17 protein-coding genes are annotated in these 17370 nt (G+C 54.0%); 1 reads left to right on the forward strand and 16 read right to left on the reverse strand.

All coding sequences use genetic code 11. From position 1 onward, the window contains the following. Positions 1-218: 218 nt before the first annotated feature. The 14 genes from glmU to asnC all read right to left on the reverse strand — a co-directional run bounded on the left by glmU (position 219) and on the right by asnC (position 13219). Positions 219-1589 carry a bifunctional UDP-N-acetylglucosamine diphosphorylase/glucosamine-1-phosphate N-acetyltransferase GlmU gene (gene glmU / locus RVY89_RS19310; protein WP_484826186.1) on the reverse strand — a complete coding sequence of 457 codons (1371 nt, stop codon included), beginning with the start codon at positions 1587-1589 and terminating at the stop codon, positions 219-221. Positions 1590-1727: 138 nt separating this feature from the next. Continuing rightward, positions 1728-2147: a F0F1 ATP synthase subunit epsilon gene (locus tag RVY89_RS19315; RefSeq protein WP_003862360.1), complete on the reverse strand. Its 420-nt coding sequence runs from the start codon at positions 2145-2147 to the stop codon at positions 1728-1730. A gap of 20 nt (positions 2148-2167) precedes the next feature. After that, the gene (gene atpD / locus RVY89_RS19320) at positions 2168-3550 is read right to left on the reverse strand and encodes a F0F1 ATP synthase subunit beta (protein WP_006177559.1); all 1383 of its coding nucleotides are present in this window, start codon (positions 3548-3550) and stop codon (positions 2168-2170) included. 31 nt (positions 3551-3581) lie between these two features. Next, entirely contained in the window at positions 3582-4445 is an 864-nt protein-coding gene (gene atpG / locus RVY89_RS19325) for a F0F1 ATP synthase subunit gamma (RefSeq protein ID WP_024907886.1), read from the reverse strand. 51 nt (positions 4446-4496) lie between these two features. Next, the gene (atpA, locus tag RVY89_RS19330) at positions 4497-6038 is read right to left on the reverse strand and encodes a F0F1 ATP synthase subunit alpha (protein ID WP_006808751.1); all 1542 of its coding nucleotides are present in this window, start codon (positions 6036-6038) and stop codon (positions 4497-4499) included. 12 nt (positions 6039-6050) lie between these two features. Continuing rightward, positions 6051-6584 (reverse strand): F0F1 ATP synthase subunit delta, encoded by a 534-nt coding sequence (gene atpH / locus RVY89_RS19335; RefSeq protein ID WP_023309790.1) that lies wholly within the window; start codon positions 6582-6584, stop codon positions 6051-6053. Positions 6585-6598: 14 nt separating this feature from the next. Then, the gene (gene atpF / locus RVY89_RS19340; RefSeq protein WP_014072436.1) at positions 6599-7069 is read right to left on the reverse strand and encodes a F0F1 ATP synthase subunit B; all 471 of its coding nucleotides are present in this window, start codon (positions 7067-7069) and stop codon (positions 6599-6601) included. 48 nt (positions 7070-7117) lie between these two features. After that, positions 7118-7357, reverse strand: a complete 240-nt coding sequence (atpE, locus tag RVY89_RS19345; protein ID WP_000429386.1) for a F0F1 ATP synthase subunit C — start codon at positions 7355-7357, stop codon at positions 7118-7120. A 49-nt stretch (positions 7358-7406) separates the two neighbouring features. Further along, the gene (gene atpB / locus RVY89_RS19350) at positions 7407-8222 is read right to left on the reverse strand and encodes a F0F1 ATP synthase subunit A (RefSeq protein ID WP_032644273.1); all 816 of its coding nucleotides are present in this window, start codon (positions 8220-8222) and stop codon (positions 7407-7409) included. An 8-nt stretch (positions 8223-8230) separates the two neighbouring features. Beyond that, positions 8231-8611 (reverse strand): F0F1 ATP synthase subunit I, encoded by a 381-nt coding sequence (gene atpI, locus RVY89_RS19355; protein ID WP_008500194.1) that lies wholly within the window; start codon positions 8609-8611, stop codon positions 8231-8233. Between the two features lie 616 nt (positions 8612-9227). Beyond that, the gene (gene rsmG / locus RVY89_RS19360) at positions 9228-9851 is read right to left on the reverse strand and encodes a 16S rRNA (guanine(527)-N(7))-methyltransferase RsmG (protein WP_484826187.1); all 624 of its coding nucleotides are present in this window, start codon (positions 9849-9851) and stop codon (positions 9228-9230) included. A gap of 105 nt (positions 9852-9956) precedes the next feature. After that, positions 9957-11846: a tRNA uridine-5-carboxymethylaminomethyl(34) synthesis enzyme MnmG gene (gene mnmG / locus RVY89_RS19365; protein WP_023333918.1), complete on the reverse strand. Its 1890-nt coding sequence runs from the start codon at positions 11844-11846 to the stop codon at positions 9957-9959. 374 nt (positions 11847-12220) lie between these two features. Next, positions 12221-12670, reverse strand: a complete 450-nt coding sequence (mioC, locus tag RVY89_RS19370; RefSeq protein ID WP_484826188.1) for an FMN-binding protein MioC — start codon at positions 12668-12670, stop codon at positions 12221-12223. Between the two features lie 90 nt (positions 12671-12760). Beyond that, entirely contained in the window at positions 12761-13219 is a 459-nt protein-coding gene (gene asnC, locus RVY89_RS19375) for a transcriptional regulator AsnC (protein ID WP_023333916.1), read from the reverse strand. 151 nt (positions 13220-13370) lie between these two features. Here asnC and asnA point away from each other — a divergent pair, with 151 nt between their 5' ends. Then, positions 13371-14363, forward strand: coding sequence for an aspartate--ammonia ligase (gene asnA, locus RVY89_RS19380; protein ID WP_484826189.1), 993 nt, complete (start codon positions 13371-13373; stop codon positions 14361-14363). Here the strand turns inward: asnA and viaA are convergent, their stop codons facing one another. Further along, positions 14364-15815 carry an ATPase RavA stimulator ViaA gene (viaA, locus tag RVY89_RS19385; RefSeq protein WP_484826190.1) on the reverse strand — a complete coding sequence of 484 codons (1452 nt, stop codon included), beginning with the start codon at positions 15813-15815 and terminating at the stop codon, positions 14364-14366. Beyond that, a complete protein-coding gene (gene ravA, locus RVY89_RS19390) occupies positions 15809-17305 on the reverse strand; it encodes an ATPase RavA (RefSeq protein ID WP_484826191.1) in 1497 nt (498 codons plus the stop codon). Before ravA ends, viaA begins: the two co-directional genes overlap by 7 nt. Positions 17306-17370: the final 65 nt, after the last annotated feature.

Below are 17370 nucleotides of genomic sequence, written 5' to 3' on the forward strand. Positions count from 1 at the left end.
GGCATTATGCCTGCGTTGTCGCTGACCTGTATTTGCCCTTTCCGGGCACCCCGAGCCTTGTAGAGAGTGGGGTTATTTTTATGGGTACTGCCTGTGGGGGGAGGATTATGTTATCCCCTCACCCCAGCCCTCTCCCCAAAGGGGCGAGGGAGAAAAACTCCGCACCGAACGATCCCCTCTCCCCTTTGGGGAGAGGGTTAGGGTGAGGGGTAAATCCGTTACTTCTTCTTCACCGGACGCTGCCAGCCCTGCTTATGCACCTGCGGAACGCGGCTTAATACCAGCTCGTTCTCGGCCACATCGCGCGTTACGGTTGTTCCGGCGGCAATAGTCACCCCGTTACCCACGGTAACAGGCGCCACCAGCTGCGTATCGGAACCAACGAACACGTCATCACCGATGATCGTTTTAAACTTATTCGCGCCGTCATAGTTACAGGTAATCGTCCCTGCACCAATATTCACGTTATTGCCAATTTCCGCGTCGCCCAGATAGGTCAGATGACCTGCTTTCGAGCCTTTACCCAGACGCGCTTTTTTCATTTCCACGAAGTTACCCACGTGAGCGCCTTCCAGCAGTTCAGCGCCCGGGCGCAGACGCGCAAACGGGCCGATAGTACAGGCGGCATCCAGACGGGCATCTTCCACCACGCTGTACGGGCTGATTTCGCAGTCGTCGCCGATGACGCTGTTTTTGATCACGCAGCCGGCGCCAATTTTGACGCGATTGCCCAGCGTGACGTGACCTTCGAGGATAACGTTAGTATCAATCTCAACGTCACGCCCGTGAGTTAATGAGCCACGCAGATCGAAACGCGCCGGATCGCGCAGCATCACGCCCGCCAGCAGCAGTTTTTCGGCCTGCTCGGACTGATAAATACGCTCAAGACGGGAAAGCTGCAGGCGGTTGTTCACGCCGTCCGTTTCGCTGATGCGCGCCGGATGAACGGCGGCAATTTCACGCCCTTCGTGGTACGCCATCGCAATGATGTCGGTGATGTAGTATTCACCCTGCGCGTTGTTGTTGTCGAGTCTGGACAGCCAGCGCTTCATATCCCCGCCATTGGCAATCAGGATACCGGTGTTGATCTCCTGAATCTGGCGCTGTTCGTCGCTGGCATCTTTATGCTCAACAATACCCGTGACGTTGCCGTTTTCACGGGTGATACGGCCATAACCAGTTGGATCGTCCAGCACGACGGTTAATAAACCGATGCCGCCCTGCGGTTTGGCTTCACGCAGGCGAGTGAGAGTTTCAACGGAGATCAGCGGGACATCGCCGTAGAGCATCAAAATGTCTTCGTCATCCGCAAAGAACGGGGCTGCCTGCTGCATCGCATGGCCTGTGCCCAGCTGTTCGGCCTGAAGTACCCAGTTGAGCTTGTCGTCGCTCAGCGTCTTTTTAAGCAGATCGCCGCCGTGGCCATAGACCAGGTGAACCTGACTGGCACCCAGTTCATTCGCTGCATCAATGACATGCTGCACCATTGGCTTTCCTGCAAGCGTGTGGAGCACCTTAGGCAGATCGGAATACATGCGGGTCCCTTTGCCAGCGGCAAGGATCACCACGCTCATCGCACTGTTTGACATACGCATCCTGACGGTAGTTTGAGTGTGAAGTAAAAACGTTTGATGCTTAAAATTCTACATCTTTTTCATCATGAATTAAGGCCGAAAAAAAAAGCCAGCCTGGTATCCAGACTGGCTTTTGTGCTTTTCAAGCCGGTGTTACATCGCTTTTTTGGTCAACTCGATAACGCGCAGTTTCGCGATCGCTTTGGCCAGCTCCGCAGACGCCTGAGCGTAATCCACGTCACCATGAGAGCTGTTAATGTGCTCTTCAGCCTTACGCTTCGATTCCAGGGCTCGCGCTTCGTCGAGATCCTGTCCACGGATAGCGGTATCGGCCAGAACGGTCACACTGCCAGGCTGCACTTCAAGAATGCCGCCGGAAAGATAGATAAACTCTTCGTGACCGAACTGTTTAACGATGCGGATCATACCAGGCTTAATGGCGGTGAGCAGCGGTGCGTGACCCGGGAAAATACCCAGTTCACCTTCACTACCCGTTACCTGGATTTTCTCGACCAGACCAGAGAACATTTGTTGCTCTGCGCTGACGACGTCCAGGTGGTAAGTCATTGCCATATCACCCTCCGATTAAGGCGTTAAAGTTTTTTGGCTTTTTCCACGGCTTCGTCGATGGAACCAACCATGTAGAACGCCTGCTCTGGCAGGTGATCGTATTCGCCTTCCATGATGCCTTTAAAGCCACGGATGGTGTCTTTCAGGGAAACGTATTTACCCGGAGAACCGGTGAATACTTCCGCAACGAAGAACGGCTGGGACAGGAAGCGCTGGATCTTACGCGCACGTGCTACCACCAGTTTGTCTTCTTCAGACAGTTCATCCATACCGAGGATGGCGATGATGTCTTTCAGTTCCTGGTAACGCTGCAGCAGGGACTGTACGCCACGCGCGGTGTCGTAGTGTTCCTGACCAACAACCAGTGGATCCAGCTGACGGCTGGTGGAGTCCAGCGGGTCAACGGCCGGGTAGATACCCAGAGACGCGATCTGACGGCTCAGTACCACGGTTGCATCTAAGTGAGCAAAGGTGGTTGCTGGAGATGGGTCAGTCAAGTCATCCGCAGGTACGTATACCGCCTGAACGGAGGTGATAGAACCGGTTTTGGTAGAGGTGATACGTTCCTGAAGAACACCCATCTCTTCCGCCAGCGTAGGCTGATAACCTACCGCTGAAGGCATACGACCCAGCAGTGCAGATACTTCCGTACCGGCCAGGGTATAACGATAGATGTTATCAACGAACAGCAGAACGTCACGGCCTTCGTCACGGAATTTCTCAGCCATAGTCAGACCGGTCAGCGCAACGCGCAGACGGTTTCCTGGTGGCTCGTTCATCTGGCCGTAAACCAGGGATACTTTGTCCAGAACGTTGGAGTCGGTCATTTCGTGGTAGAAGTCGTTACCCTCACGAGTACGTTCACCTACGCCCGCAAACACAGAGTAACCGGAGTGCTCGATCGCGATGTTACGGATCAGCTCCATCATGTTTACGGTTTTACCAACACCCGCACCACCGAACAGACCGACTTTACCGCCCTTCGCGAACGGACACATCAGGTCGATAACTTTGATACCGGTTTCCAGCAGTTCCTGAGAGCTTGACAGCTCTTCGTAGGAAGGTGCCGCGCGGTGGATAGCCCAACGCTCTTCTTCACCGATGTCGCCTTTCATGTCGATTGGCTGACCCAATACGTTCATGATACGACCCAGTGTTGCTTTACCTACCGGGACTTCGATCGGGTGCTCAAGGTCTTTTACTTCCAGACCACGACGCAGACCGTCGGAAGAACCCATCGCGATGGTACGCACGATACCGCCGCCGAGCTGCTGCTGAACTTCCAGCACCAGGCTCTCGTTACCATTCTGTACCTCAAGCGCGTCGTACACGCGTGGTACGGCGTCCTGAGGGAACTCGACGTCCACCACGGCGCCGATTACCTGGACAATCTTTCCAGTAGCCATCTTGAATCCTCTACGTAATTCGTAAACCTGGTTAAACCGCGGCGGCCCCCGAGACGATCTCGGTGAGTTCCTGAGTAATGCTGGCCTGACGAGCTTTGTTGTAAACCAACTGCAGCTCTTTAATCAGGCTGCCGCCATTATCGGTCGCGGCTTTCATCGCCACCATTCGTGCGGCCTGCTCGCTGGCCAGGTTTTCTACAACGCCCTGATAAACCTGAGATTCAACGTAACGACGCAGCAGGGTATCCAGCAGCGGTTTCGGATCGGGTTCATACAGGTAATCCCAGGTTTTTTGCTTCAGCTCGCCATCTTCTGATGCCGGTAACGGCAGCATCTGAGTGAGCGTTGGAACCTGAGACATGGTGTTAATGAATTTGTTGCTGACAACGTACAGTCTGTCCAGACGGCCTTCATCATAAGCCTGCAACATCACTTTAACCGGGCCGATCAGTTCGGACAGGGACGGGTTATCACCCATACCGGTCACCTGAGCGACAATGTTGCCACCAACGGAGTTAAAGAAAGAGACGCCTTTAGAGCCGATCATTGCGATATCGCACTGAACGCCTTTTTCAGACCATGCTTTCATATCCGCCAGCAATTTTTTGAACAGGTTAATGTTCAAGCCGCCACACAGACCACGGTCGGTCGACACCACCAGGTAGCCCACGCGCTTAACGTCGCGTTCTTCCAGGTAAGGGTGCTTATATTCCAGATTACCGTTTGCAAGGTGACCAATCACTTTGCGCATGGTTTCTGCATAAGGACGGCTGGCCGCCATGCGATCCTGCGATTTACGCATTTTGGAAGCGGCGACCATCTCCATCGCTTTAGTGATCTTTTGCGTGTTCTGGACGCTTGCGATCTTACTACGTATCTCTTTTGCGCCGGCCATGAGCTTCTCCTCAATGCCAGGCGGCTTGTCCTGAGACAAGCCGCCGGACGATTACCAGGATTGGGTTGCTTTGAAGGAATCGAGGATAGCTTTCAGCTTGCCTTCGATTTCGTCGTTATAGCCACCGGTCTGGTTGATCTCTTGCATCAGCGGAGCGTGATCACGGTCGACGTAAGCCAGCAGAGCGGCTTCGAAGCTACCGATTTTCGCCAGTTCCACATCTTCGAGGTAACCGCGTTCAGCCGCGAACAGTACCAGGCCCTGCTGAGCAACAGACATTGGTGCATACTGTTTCTGCTTCAGCAGCTCGGTCACTTTCTGACCGTGGCTCAGCTGTTTACGGGTTGCTTCGTCCAGATCGGATGCGAACTGAGAGAACGCAGCCAGTTCACGATACTGTGCCAGCGCGGTACGGATACCGCCGGACAGTTTCTTGATGATCTTGGTCTGAGCAGCACCACCAACACGGGATACGGAGATACCCGGGTTAACCGCCGGACGAATACCGGAGTTAAACAGGTTAGTTTCCAGGAAGATCTGACCATCGGTAATAGAGATTACGTTGGTCGGAACGAACGCAGAAACGTCACCCGCCTGGGTTTCAATGATCGGCAGAGCGGTCAGAGAGCCCGTTTTACCCTTCACTTCACCTTTGGTGAAGTTCTCGACGTATTCCGCGTTAACGCGGGAAGCACGCTCCAGCAGACGAGAGTGGAGGTAGAATACGTCGCCAGGGAACGCTTCACGTCCAGGTGGACGACGGAGCAGCAGGGAAACCTGACGATAAGCAACAGCCTGTTTAGACAGGTCATCGTATACGATCAGCGCATCTTCACCGCGGTCACGGAAGTATTCGCCCATTGCGCAACCGGCGTATGGCGCCAGGTATTGCAGTGCAGCAGATTCAGACGCAGTTGCTACCACAACGATGGTGTTAGACAGTGCGCCGTGCTCTTCCAGCTTACGAACCACGTTAGAAATGGTGGACGCTTTCTGGCCGATGGCCACGTACACACATTTGATGCCGGAGTCACGCTGGTTGATGATGGCGTCGATTGCCATCGCGGTTTTACCGGTCTGACGGTCACCGATGATCAGTTCACGCTGACCACGACCGATTGGGATCATGGCATCAACGGACTTATAACCTGTCTGAACAGGCTGATCTACGGACTGACGGTCGATAACGCCCGGTGCGATAACTTCGATTGGGGAGAAGCCATCGTGCTCAACCGGACCTTTACCGTCGATTGGCGCACCCAGGGTGTTAACAACGCGACCCAGCAGGCCACGGCCAACCGGCACTTCCAGAATACGGCCAGTACACTTAACCTTCATGCCTTCGGCGAGGTCAGCGTATGGACCCATCACAACTGCACCAACGGAGTCGCGCTCCAGGTTCAGTGCGATAGCGTAACGGTTACCCGGCAGGGAAATCATCTCACCCTGCATACAATCGGCCAGGCCGTGGATGCGGATAACACCGTCACTTACAGAAACAATAGTACCTTCGTTGTGAGCTTCACTCACAACACTGAACTGAGCAATGCGCTGCTTGATCAGTTCGCTGATTTCGGTGGAATTCAGTTGCATGCTCCAGTCCCCTTAAGACTGCAAGACGTCTGCAAGGCGTTCAAGACGGCCGCGTACGCTGCCATCAATGACCATATCACCCGAACGGATGATTACGCCTGCCATTACAGACTTATCGATTTTGCAATTCAGCTTAACTTTGCGTGACAGACGTTTTTCCATCGCGGCGGTGATTTTCGCAAGCTGTTCGTTACTCAGTTCAGTCGCAGAAGTTACTTCAACTTCAGCGGTTGCTTCACTAAGGGCACGTAAGTGCTCAAACTGCTCGAGAACATCCGGGAGCACACGGAGACGACCATTTTCTGCCATCACCTTAATCAGGTTCTGGCCGTTGGCATCCAGTTGCTCTCCGCACACGGCGATAAACGACGCGGCGAGAGTTTCAGGTGCTAACGCACCGGAAAGCAACTCAGCCATTTGTTCGTTTTTCGTCACCTCAGCGGCAAACGCCAGCATATCCTGCCAGCGATCGACATTTTGGTGTTCGACAGCAAAGTCAAAAGCTGCTTTGGCGTAGGGGCGAGCTACCGTAACAAATTCAGACATCAGCCCCTCCCTCCTTACAGTTCAGCGACAAGTTTGTCCACGATGTCGCTGTTAGCAGCTTCATCCACGGAACGTTCGATGATCTTCTCGGCGCCAGCAACAGCCAGAATCGCAACCTGCTTACGCAGTTCTTCACGAGCACGTTTACGCTCAGCATCAATTTCTGCCTGAGCCTGTGTCACGATCTTAGTACGTTCCTGTTCTGCTTCAGCTTTGGCTTCGTCCAGGATCTGCGAACGGCGTTTGTTAGCCTGTTCGATGATAACCTGAGCTTCCGCTTTCGCTTTTTTCAGCTGGTCTGTCGCGTTGGCCTGTGCAAGGTCCAAATCTTTCTTAGCGCGTTCTGCAGAAGCCAGACCGTCAGCAATTTCTTTCTGACGTTTTTCGATGGCAGCCATTAAAGGCGGCCATACATACTTCATGCAGAACCAGACAAAGAGAATAAACGCGATGGCCTGGCCGAGGATTGTTGCGTTCATGTTCACAGCACAATACCTCTTTAATTTCTGTGGCTTAGGGTTTTAAAACTACTACTACGCGACAGCAAACATCACGTACAGACCCAGACCTACAGCGATCATTGGGATAGCATCCACCAGACCCATAACGATAAAGAACTGAGTACGCAGCAGAGGAATCAGATCAGGTTGACGCGCTGCGCCTTCCAGGAATTTGCCCCCGAGGATGCCGATACCGATCGCAGCACCGATAGCCGCCAGACCCATCATCACAGCGGCAGCCATGTACAGCAGATCCATATTCAGGTTTTCCATGACAGTCTCCAGTTTGTTTCAATTAAAACGTAGTAGTGTTGGTAAAAAATCAGTGCTCTTCAGACGCCATCGACAGATAGACGATCGTCAGAACCATGAAGATAAAGGCTTGCAGCGTAATGATCAGGATGTGGAAAATGGCCCACGGCACATTCAGAACCCACTGTGACCACCACGGCAGAAGACCCGCGATCAGAATGAAAATCAGCTCACCCGCATACATGTTGCCGAACAGTCGCAGACCCAGTGAAACAGGTTTGGACAGCAGGCTAACGCCTTCCAGGATCAGGTTGACCGGAATAAACGCCCAGTGGTTGAACGGCTGCAAGGTAAGCTCTTTCACAAAGCCGCTTACGCCTTTCATTTTGATGCTGTAGAAAAGAATCAGGATAAACACGCCCAGCGCCATCGACAGGGTGATGTTCACGTCCGCAGACGGTACAACACGCAGTGCAGGCAGGCCGAAGATGTGCTCGCCGATAAACGGCAGCAGATCGATTGGCAGCAGGTCCATCAGGTTCATCAGGAAGACCCAAACGAACACGGTCAGCGCCAGCGGAGCAATCAGCTTGCTCTTACCATGGTACATGTCTTTGACGCTGCCATGGACGAAGCCGATGATCATTTCGACGAATGTCTGGAATTTCCCTGGTACACCGCTGGTCGCTCGTTTAGCAACACCGCGGAACATGGCCAGGAACAGAAGACCCAAAACCACCGAGAAGAACATGGAGTCGATGTTGATCGTCCAGAAGGTGGCCGGGGGGTTATGTGGATCCACCAGCGAGAATGTACGCAGGTCCAGCTGAAGGTTATTCAGATGGTGACCTATGTAATCCTGCGGCGTCATATTTTCTGAAGCCATGATGCCTTTTACCCTTTGTTATTGATTACAGCTGGAGCCAGAACTTGTACCACCAGCACCAAAACCCACGTTGCTATCAGCGGCATGAAGACCACTTTCAAAACCGCCAGCGCCATCACCAGTAGAGCAAAGGTCAGCAACACCTTACACACTTCGCCGAGGGCGAAGGACCAGGCCACGCGGCCTTTGGCGGGTGTATGCGCCTGATGACGCCAGGCAAAAATCATAAACAACACATTTGGCAGCACAACCGCCAAACCCCCGCACACGGCGGAGATGCCCCAGAAGGGGTCTTTGAGGCTAAACAGCAGTCCACTTGCTATCACAGCCAGAAACTGAATGAACAGAAGCTTACGAGCAACGTTTCTACTCAAGAGCGACACAGACATCACGTTTTTACTCCTGCTCCCTTCGAGGTATGTCGCGTGTCGTATAAAACGTCCTTTAAGGCTCAGAGTCAAGCATCAAAAAGCGGTCAAATTATACGGTGCGCACCCGTGATTTCAAACATTAAGTAGCGAAAAGGTGAATAAATGTTTAAATATTTTTCCCCACCGCTATTTTTTAACTTTCGCTGAAAGCGTCAACCTTCGACCAAAACTGCAAACAGCGCGAAAACGTTGACGATAAAGCGTGCACGAGATCACAAAACACACATTTGCGATAAGGTTGTATTTATCAAAGGCGCAAATCGCGGAAATTTATCTTTATGAAATTAAAAGCAAAACGTCGTAACTATTTTCAAAACAGCCCAGTACACAATAAAAACCTTTTATTGACATTCTTAATAAATAATTAACATTGCGTTCTGGTTACTGACTTCCACTTTTAGCAGACTTATATTTTCACAGATGACTATCTTCTCGGTGAATAATAGTTACTTCGTTAACCGGAAGAAAAACCTTAGTGAAGCAGAGGTTAAAAGCCCCCCGATAAATCCACGCTAGTTGTGCTGTTTTTTAACATGATAAGAACAGCACGAATTCCACATTTTTTATTAATTTTTTAAAAATTGTTTGGCTTAATTATCACCAGGTGACGTTCACCTTCGAGCTGAGGAATGTCTAATTTCTCAATAGACTCGACGGCAAAGCCGTCCGGCAGCTGTTCAATCTCATAGCCTGGCAACTGCCCTTTCAGCGCATAAAAGCGGCCATTCTCTGCAGGCAAGTGCTTACACCAGCTCACCATGTCATTGAGCGAAGCAAACGCGCGGCTGATAACCCCGTCAAACGGCGGCTCTGCCGGGAATTCCTCTACCCTGCTCTGCACGGGCGTGATGTTCTCAAGCTTCAGCTCATGCTGAACCTGACGTAAAAAGCGCACGCGTTTGCCAAGGCTGTCCAGCAGCGTGAATTGGCTCTCAGGGCGAACAATCGACAGCGGAACGCCCGGTAAACCTGGACCCGTACCCACGTCGATGAAACGCTCACCTTTCAACCAGGGGGCAACCACGATGCTATCGAGTATATGGCGAACGAGCATCTCGTTGGGGTCGCGAACAGACGTCAGGTTGTACGCTTTGTTCCATTTGTTCAGCATATCGACATAGGCCACCAGCTGATTTTTCTGGTGATCGGTGAGCGAAATACCTGCCTGATCCAGCAGACGAGAGAGTTTGTTGAGCACGGTGAATACCTGTTGAGAGTTTTTTTGCCCGGTGGCGCTTCGCTTACCGGGCCTACGAATAAGTAGGGCGGGTCAGCGAAGCGCCACCCGCCAAAAGCATGTCAATTACGCGCTGCGGCGCAGCATGCCCTGCTTTTTCAGCCAGACCAGCAGGATCGAAATCGCTGCAGGGGTAACACCCGAGATTCGGGATGCCTGGCCGATCGACACCGGTTTGTGATCGTTCAGCTTAGCGATCACTTCGTTGGAAAGGCCCGTCACCTGGCGGTAGTCCAGCATTTCCGGCAGGAGCGTGTTTTCGTTGCGCTGCTGCTTTTCGATCTCATCCTGCTGGCGCGCGATGTAACCTTCGTACTTCACCTGGATCTCAACCTGCTCTGCCGCTTCAGCATCTTCCAGGCCCGGCGCGAACGCGGTCAGTTTGACCAGGTTCTCGTAGGTGACTTCAGGACGGCGCAGCAAATCTTCACCGCTGGCCTCGCGCGACAGCGGCGCTGTTAAGTGAGCGTTTACTTCAGCAGCGGTTTCCGCCTGCGGATTAACCCAGGTGGTTTTCAGACGCTGACGTTCTTGTTCAATGCGCTCCAGCTTCTCGTTGAAACGCGCCCAGCGTTCGTCATCGACCAGGCCGAGCTCGCGGCCCATTTCGGTCAGACGCAGGTCGGCGTTATCTTCGCGCAGCATCAGGCGATATTCAGCGCGAGAGGTAAACATACGGTACGGCTCTTTGGTACCCAGCGTGCAGAGATCGTCAACCAGCACGCCCAGATACGCCTGAGAACGGCCTGGTGCCCAGCCCTCTTTCTCAGCAGAGAAGCGCGCGGCGTTCAGACCGGCAAGCAGACCCTGAGCGGCCGCTTCTTCGTAGCCGGTGGTGCCGTTAATTTGCCCCGCGAAGAACAGACCGTGGATGAATTTACTCTCCAGGGTTGGCTTCAGGTCACGCGGATCGAAGAAATCGTACTCAATAGCGTAGCCAGGGCGAACGATTTTTGCGTTCTCCATACCCTGCATTGAGCGAACAATTTGCATCTGCACATCGAACGGCAGGCTGGTGGAGATGCCGTTCGGGTAAATTTCGTTTGAGGTCAGCCCTTCCGGCTCCAGGAAGATCTGGTGCTGGTTACGATCGGCAAAGCGCATCACTTTGTCTTCGATCGACGGGCAGTAGCGCGGACCGATCCCTTCGATCACGCCAGCGTACATCGGGCTGCGATCGAGGTTATTGCGGATCACGTCGTGGGTTTTCTCGTTGGTATGCGTGATATAGCACGGCACCTGCTGCGGATGCTGTGCAGCATTGCCCATGAACGAGAAGACCGGCATGGGGTTATCACCGTGCTGTTGCGCCAGCACGCTGAAATCAATGGTGCGCGCATCAATACGAGGCGGCGTACCGGTTTTCAGGCGGCTTACGCGTAGCGGCAGTTCACGCAGACGACGAGACAGTGGAATAGACGGCGGATCGCCGGCACGGCCACCGCTGTAGTTATCCAGACCGATATGAATTTTACCGTCCAGGAATGTGCCCACGGTCAGCACTACGGCTTTCGCGCGGAATTTGAGGCCCATCTGGGTCACGGCACCTACGACGCGATCGTTCTCAACGATAAGATCTTCAACCGCCTGCTGGAAGATCATCAGGTTCGGCTGATTCTCCAGGGCGGTACGCACTGCCTGACGGTAAAGCACGCGGTCTGCCTGAGCTCGGGTCGCACGCACAGCGGGACCTTTACTCGCGTTTAGTATCCTAAACTGGATGCCAGCCTGATCGATCGCTTTCGCCATCAGGCCGCCAAGTGCATCCACTTCTTTTACCAGGTGTCCTTTCCCAATGCCGCCAATCGCCGGATTACAGGACATTTGTCCCAGCGTGTCGATATTGTGTGTCAAAAGCAGGGTCTGCTGACCCATTCGCGCTGCGGCCATTGCGGCCTCAGTGCCTGCGTGACCCCCGCCAATGATGATGACGTCAAAAGGATCCTGATAAAACATGGTGGTCTGCCTCGCGTAAAGCGGTATGAAAATGGATTGAAGCCCGGGCCGTGGATTCTACTCAACTTTAGTCTTTCGAGAAAGCATTGGGATCCTGGGCTATTAAAAAGAAGATCTTTTTATTTAGAGATCTGTTCTATTGTGATCTCTTATTAGGATCGCGAACCTGTGTGGATAAGTCCGATCTCACAAAGAAGATCATGCAGTTAGAAAGGATCGTTTGCTGTGAATGATCGGTGATCCTGGACAGTATAAGCTGGGATCAGAACGCGACTTTATACACAGGTCAAAAACGATACAATAGTTGTTCGTTGGATAACTACGGGTTAATACGAGCTTTTAACCAGAGTTATCCACATCTGTTCGCGCGATCTTTAATCGTTTTTGAGTAAATTTTTCCATTCCGCGAGCCAGATCTCGGCTGGATCCTCCGGAATGTCATGATCGAGGATGTTGATCTTGAGCGTTTCACCCAGCTGTTTTGCTCCGCAGGAGGTCACAGCGGCTTCAACTTTCTCTATTGCCCCGCAAAAGGTGTCATATTCACGACTGCCGATCCCTACTGCGCCAAAACGGACGTTTGACAGATCGGGCTGCTGTTCCAGCAGTTCGTCATATAAAGGTTGCAGGTTATCCGGCAGATCGCCCGCGCCGTGCGTGGAGGTGATCAGCAGCCAGACCCCGTCAGTCGGGAGATCTTCCAGCAACGGGCCGTGCAGGGTTTGTGTGGAAAAGCCCGCATCTTCCAGCTTTTCAGCCAGGTGTTCCGCTACGTATTCCGCACCACCAAGGGTGCTGCCGCTGATAAGGGTAATGTCCGCCATTGATCGCTCGCCCAGATAAAGAGACGGCCATTGTACGCTGTGAACGAGCTGGGATCTACCTGTGGAAAATGTGGGAATGGATTTGCCCGATCACGGGCGGATGGTACGCATGATCGGGTTTTGCAGGGAGATCAGGGTCTCGGTGGACTGAATTTCATCGATTGTTTGGATCTTGTTGATAAGTACCTGCTGGAGGGCGTCGATGGATCGGCACATGACTTTAATAAAGATGCTGTAGTGCCCGGTGGTGTAATACGCCTCGGTGACTTCATCCAGCGCGTTCAGCTTCGCCAGGGCGGAAGGATAGTCTTTGGCGCTTTTAAGAATAATGCCGATGAAGCAGCAGACGTCGTAACCCAGATGTTTAGGGCTGACGTCAATGCGTGCGCCGGTAATGATCCCCGCCTGCTTCATCTTCTCTACGCGAACGTGAATGGTTCCCGGGCTGACGCCAAACTGTTTCGCCAGTTCGGCGTAGGCGGTACGGGCATTGGCCATTAACGCCTCCAGGATGCCGCGGTCGAGATTGTCGATCTGATAATTTTCCATAGCTTTTTCTTATGAAGATTAATGAATCATTCTATTCTAGCTTTTAATTTTATCGAATCAAAAATGAAGGTGGCTTTTTGTTGATGAGTTATTGAATGTGATGCCATTTCTGTTGCTTAATCAATATCAACAGGACGCAGGAGTATTAATAATGAAAACCGCTTACATCGCAAAACAACGCCAGATCAGTTTCGTAAAATCCCATTTTTCCCGCCAGCTGGAAGAGAAGCTAGGGCTGATTGAGGTCCAGGCTCCGATCCTCAGCCGCGTGGGCGACGGGACGCAGGATAACCTGTCTGGATGCGAAAAAGCGGTACAGGTGAAAGTGAAAACGCTGCCAGACGCCCAGTTCGAAGTGGTTCATTCCCTGGCGAAGTGGAAGCGTCAAACCCTGGGACAACACGACTTCAGCGCGGGCGAAGGGCTCTACACGCACATGAAAGCCCTTCGCCCCGATGAAGACCGCCTTTCTCCGATTCATTCCGTTTACGTTGACCAGTGGGACTGGGAGCGCGTGATGGGTGATGGCGAGCGCCACGTCGGCACGCTGAAATCCACCGTTGAGGCGATCTACGCCGGGATCAAAGCAACCGAAGCGGCCGTAAGCAAAGAGTTTGGTCTGGCGCCGTTTCTGCCGGAATCTATCCACTTTGTGCACAGCCAGGAATTGCTGACCCGTTTCCCGGATCTGGATGCCAAAGGCCGCGAGCGCGCGATCGCCAAAGAGCTGGGTGCGGTGTTCCTGATTGGGATCGGCGGCAAGCTGTCTGACGGTAAGCGCCATGACGTTCGTGCGCCGGATTATGATGACTGGAGCACCGCCGGTGAGGGGGAATTTGCCGGTCTGAACGGCGATATTCTGGTCTGGAACCCGGTACTGGAAGACGCATTCGAGATTTCTTCTATGGGGATCCGCGTGGATGCTGAGGCGCTGAAGCGCCAGCTGGCGGTGACCGGTGATGAAGATCGTCTCAAACTCGAGTGGCACCAGGCGCTGCTGCGCGGCGAAATGCCGCAGACGATTGGCGGCGGTATCGGCCAGTCCCGTCTGACCATGCTGCTGCTTCAGCTGCCCCATATTGGTCAGGTTCAGTGTGGCGTCTGGCCGCAGCAGGTACGCGAAAGCGTCGGCTCTCTTCTGTAATTAACGCTGCCAGCGTCTGAGCAGGCGGCTACGCAACCCGGTATCAAAGCGCCAGATATGATCGAAGATGCGCATGATGCCGGGTTTTCCATGGGCGGACATCGCCACCGCATGAAAACGGTGCTGATGCACCCGCTGTAATTCCTTCACTTTATTTATCACGTCATCCGGCAGCCGCTGGGCAATAAAATCGGAAATCACCACCGCGTCAGCGTCGTACCAGTCGCCGCCCTGCATCCGCTCAACGATGCTGCGAAAACAGCTGGCCAGATCGGTGCCGCCGCGAAAACGCTGGCTCAGGAAGCGGATTGCCTGCTCGATCCCCTGCTGGTTCGTCAGCTCATAGCCCACGACTTCGCTGGAGAACAGCATGATGAAGCAGCGACGACGATCGGCGAGCGCCACGCGCATCAGCGCCAGACAAAACGCTTTTGCACACTGCTCGTTAAAGCCGCCCATCGATCCGGACGTATCCACGCAAACGATGAAGGGCCCGCGCGGCTGTTCATCAAAATCCTGATGAACGACCGGCCGCTGGCTGATTTTCTCGCGCCAGGCTTCGCCGTGCAGCCGGTAGGTGAGGAGCTGTTTTTCCACCAGCCGACGGTAAAATTCATACTCCAGCTCGGTCATCCCCAGCGTGCTCAGCTCCGTGGGCAGCAGGCGTAAAATGTCATCGCTCTGCTGGAGCCCGTCGACCTGCTCCGGCACGGTGGCCGGTTCGCGCACCAGGGTGCGGAAGGTTTCCATCGGGGCATCTTTCTTTGGGACCGACTTTGCCTCCCTCGAGCGTCCCAGCTGTTCTGCAAGCTTCATCAACTCGGGCTGCTGCGTCAGAAAATCGCCGTATTTGACGATCAGCTGATAGTCCCCGCGCCGGAGCTGACCGGCGCTCATATCCCAGAGACGCCCGGCGGCGTTTTCATTTTCCACCAGCACCTGCTCAAGCTGGCCGCTTAAGGTCATGCGTTCCTGAACTTCACTGAGCAGCTGTTCGCGCTCTTCGTCCAGCAGCTGCTGGTTTAACGTCGTGGCCTGCACCACCAGGCTGAGGCGCCAGCGCTGTAAGAAGAGGGTGTGCAGTGCGGGGGTAAAGGTGGCGTTATCCGTGACCAGCCCCCGCGCCTGGCTGGCAAACGGCGAGTGGACCTTGTCGAGTAACGTCAGGGTTTGCGGAAGCTGGACGATAAACTGCGGCGTGGAGAGCCGCTGGCACTGCTGATAACAGGCCACCTCTTCCGTCAATTCAGGCGGGACTTCCGTCTCCTTAAACCGCTGGCGAAGGTTATCGCGCCAGCGCGGGAGATCGTCGGTCATCGCTTTTTTAAGCTTCGGAAATTTTTCAAAAAACGCCGCCAGCTGCGGCGATGCCAGAAGGGTTATGACCACTTCTTCGATCAACCCTTCCTCGCTGACGGCCAGCATGACGTTAAGCGTATCCAGGGTTAGCATTGACGCGCCTGTTTAATCTGTGCGCTGACGTCCTGCAGGCTGGCTTCGATGCGACCTAACCAGTCGCTATGAATAAAGAGGCATTTTTGCTGCTCGCTAAAGCGGGTGTGCTGCTGATGCCATTCGGTATCCAGCGCTTCCAGCTGCTGCTTAATCTCTTCCGGCACGCTGTCCGAGGCGGTTCCCGGCAGCGCGAGACGCGAGCCCTGCAGGCTGACGTCGCGGATCACCAGGTGCTGGCTGCTGTCCACTTCCATATTCAGCGGCTGCGCGAAACCGATGCCGTTGAGCTTTCCGCGGATCTCTCCGCCCTTATCCAGCCACTGCGCCAGCGCCTCGCGTTCAATCGTCACGTGCACCACCTGCATATCATGCAGCTTGAGCGGCTGCTGGAGCAGCAGGGTCAGCGTCGGGCTGGTGAGTTCGGCGGGTAATTCATAGTGCGGTTTGCGGGCGAACATCCCCCCCAGGCGATTCACTTTCAGGGCGGTTTTATCACTTTGCTGCTGCTGAAGCTGGATGCGCCGCTGGGCAATCGCCCCAAGCTGGTTGAGCATCGCCTGCTGCCCCCAGGCGTGTCCGGTCATCAAAACGTGAAGCTGCTGCTGCATCAGGTTCATGCCTTCTGCGTCGTGCCACAGGCAGTCTTTCAGCAGGATGAGATCGATGGGCGCAACGGCATCACGCCCGCTGAACAGGGCGCTGGCCTGCAGCAGGCGAATCGCTTTTTTCCAGCGGCGGTCAGAGACGTACGGCGCCGAAGGCAGCAGGTCGAGCTGCTGGCGCAGCATGAAAATCAGTTCAAAAACGGCATCGGGCAGTTTAATTTTGCCGATCTCTTCCTGCCACTGATGATACTCCTCGTCGGTCACCTGCAATGAAGCCGCCACCGGATTTTCATTTTCATCCTGCTGGCTGATCAGCATGGAGCGGAAGTTAGACTTATCCTGTACTTTGTCCAGCCACAGGCGGATGAGCATACGGTCGTAAAGCGCTTCCAGGCTGCTGTCGGCTTCGGGCAGTTCATTAGAGGCGGCCACCAGCAGGCGCATCGGGATTTTTTCTTCGCTGGCGCCGTTGCGGAAACGACGTTCGTTAATCGCCGTGAGCAAGGTATTAAGAATCGCCGGGCCGGCTTTCCAGATCTCATCGAGAAAGACAATTTCAGCCTCAGGCAGATACCCCGCCGTCAGACGCTCGTAGCGCCCTTCATCTTTCAGCGCCTGAATGGAAAGGGGGCCGAAAACCTCTTCGGGAGTGGAGAAGCGGGTCATCAGATATTCAAACGCGCGGGCATTCTGAAAAGCGAACTTAAGCCTGCGGGCAATGAGGCTTTTGGCGATGCCCGGTGGCCCAAGCAGAAACACGCTTTCACCGCTCAACGCCGCCAGTAAACAGAGGCGAATGGCGTGGCTACGCTCGAAAAGGCCTTTCTCCAGCGCGCTGCTGAGGCGGGAAATTCTTTCTGCTAATAAATGTGAGTGAGCCATAATAGTTTTGCATCCTTTCGCCGTCGTGGCGGCCAATTGAAGCGAGTATAGACGTTTCAGTCAGG

The sequence above is a fragment of the Enterobacter sp. 3U4 genome, from assembly GCF_057224565.1.

Coding starts and splice junctions, on each gene's coding strand:
- atpD (WP_006177559.1), bottom strand. CDS start 3,550: ATGGCTACTGGAAAGATTGTCCAGGTAATCGGCGCCGTGGTGGACGTC.
- atpE (WP_000429386.1), bottom strand. CDS start 7,357: ATGGAAAACCTGAATATGGATCTGCTGTACATGGCTGCCGCTGTGATG.
- ravA (WP_484826191.1), bottom strand. CDS start 17,305: ATGGCTCACTCACATTTATTAGCAGAAAGAATTTCCCGCCTCAGCAGC.
- RVY89_RS19315 (WP_003862360.1), bottom strand. CDS start 2,147: ATGGCAATGACTTACCACCTGGACGTCGTCAGCGCAGAGCAACAAATG.
- atpH (WP_023309790.1), bottom strand. CDS start 6,584: ATGTCTGAATTTGTTACGGTAGCTCGCCCCTACGCCAAAGCAGCTTTT.
- mnmG (WP_023333918.1), bottom strand. CDS start 11,846: ATGTTTTATCAGGATCCTTTTGACGTCATCATCATTGGCGGGGGTCAC.
- asnC (WP_023333916.1), bottom strand. CDS start 13,219: ATGGAAAATTATCAGATCGACAATCTCGACCGCGGCATCCTGGAGGCG.
- mioC (WP_484826188.1), bottom strand. CDS start 12,670: ATGGCGGACATTACCCTTATCAGCGGCAGCACCCTTGGTGGTGCGGAA.
- atpB (WP_032644273.1), bottom strand. CDS start 8,222: ATGGCTTCAGAAAATATGACGCCGCAGGATTACATAGGTCACCATCTG.
- atpG (WP_024907886.1), bottom strand. CDS start 4,445: ATGGCCGGCGCAAAAGAGATACGTAGTAAGATCGCAAGCGTCCAGAAC.
- viaA (WP_484826190.1), bottom strand. CDS start 15,815: ATGCTAACCCTGGATACGCTTAACGTCATGCTGGCCGTCAGCGAGGAA.
- glmU (WP_484826186.1), bottom strand. CDS start 1,589: ATGTCAAACAGTGCGATGAGCGTGGTGATCCTTGCCGCTGGCAAAGGG.
- atpI (WP_008500194.1), bottom strand. CDS start 8,611: ATGTCTGTGTCGCTCTTGAGTAGAAACGTTGCTCGTAAGCTTCTGTTC.
- atpA (WP_006808751.1), bottom strand. CDS start 6,038: ATGCAACTGAATTCCACCGAAATCAGCGAACTGATCAAGCAGCGCATT.
- asnA (WP_484826189.1), top strand. CDS start 13,371: ATGAAAACCGCTTACATCGCAAAACAACGCCAGATCAGTTTCGTAAAA.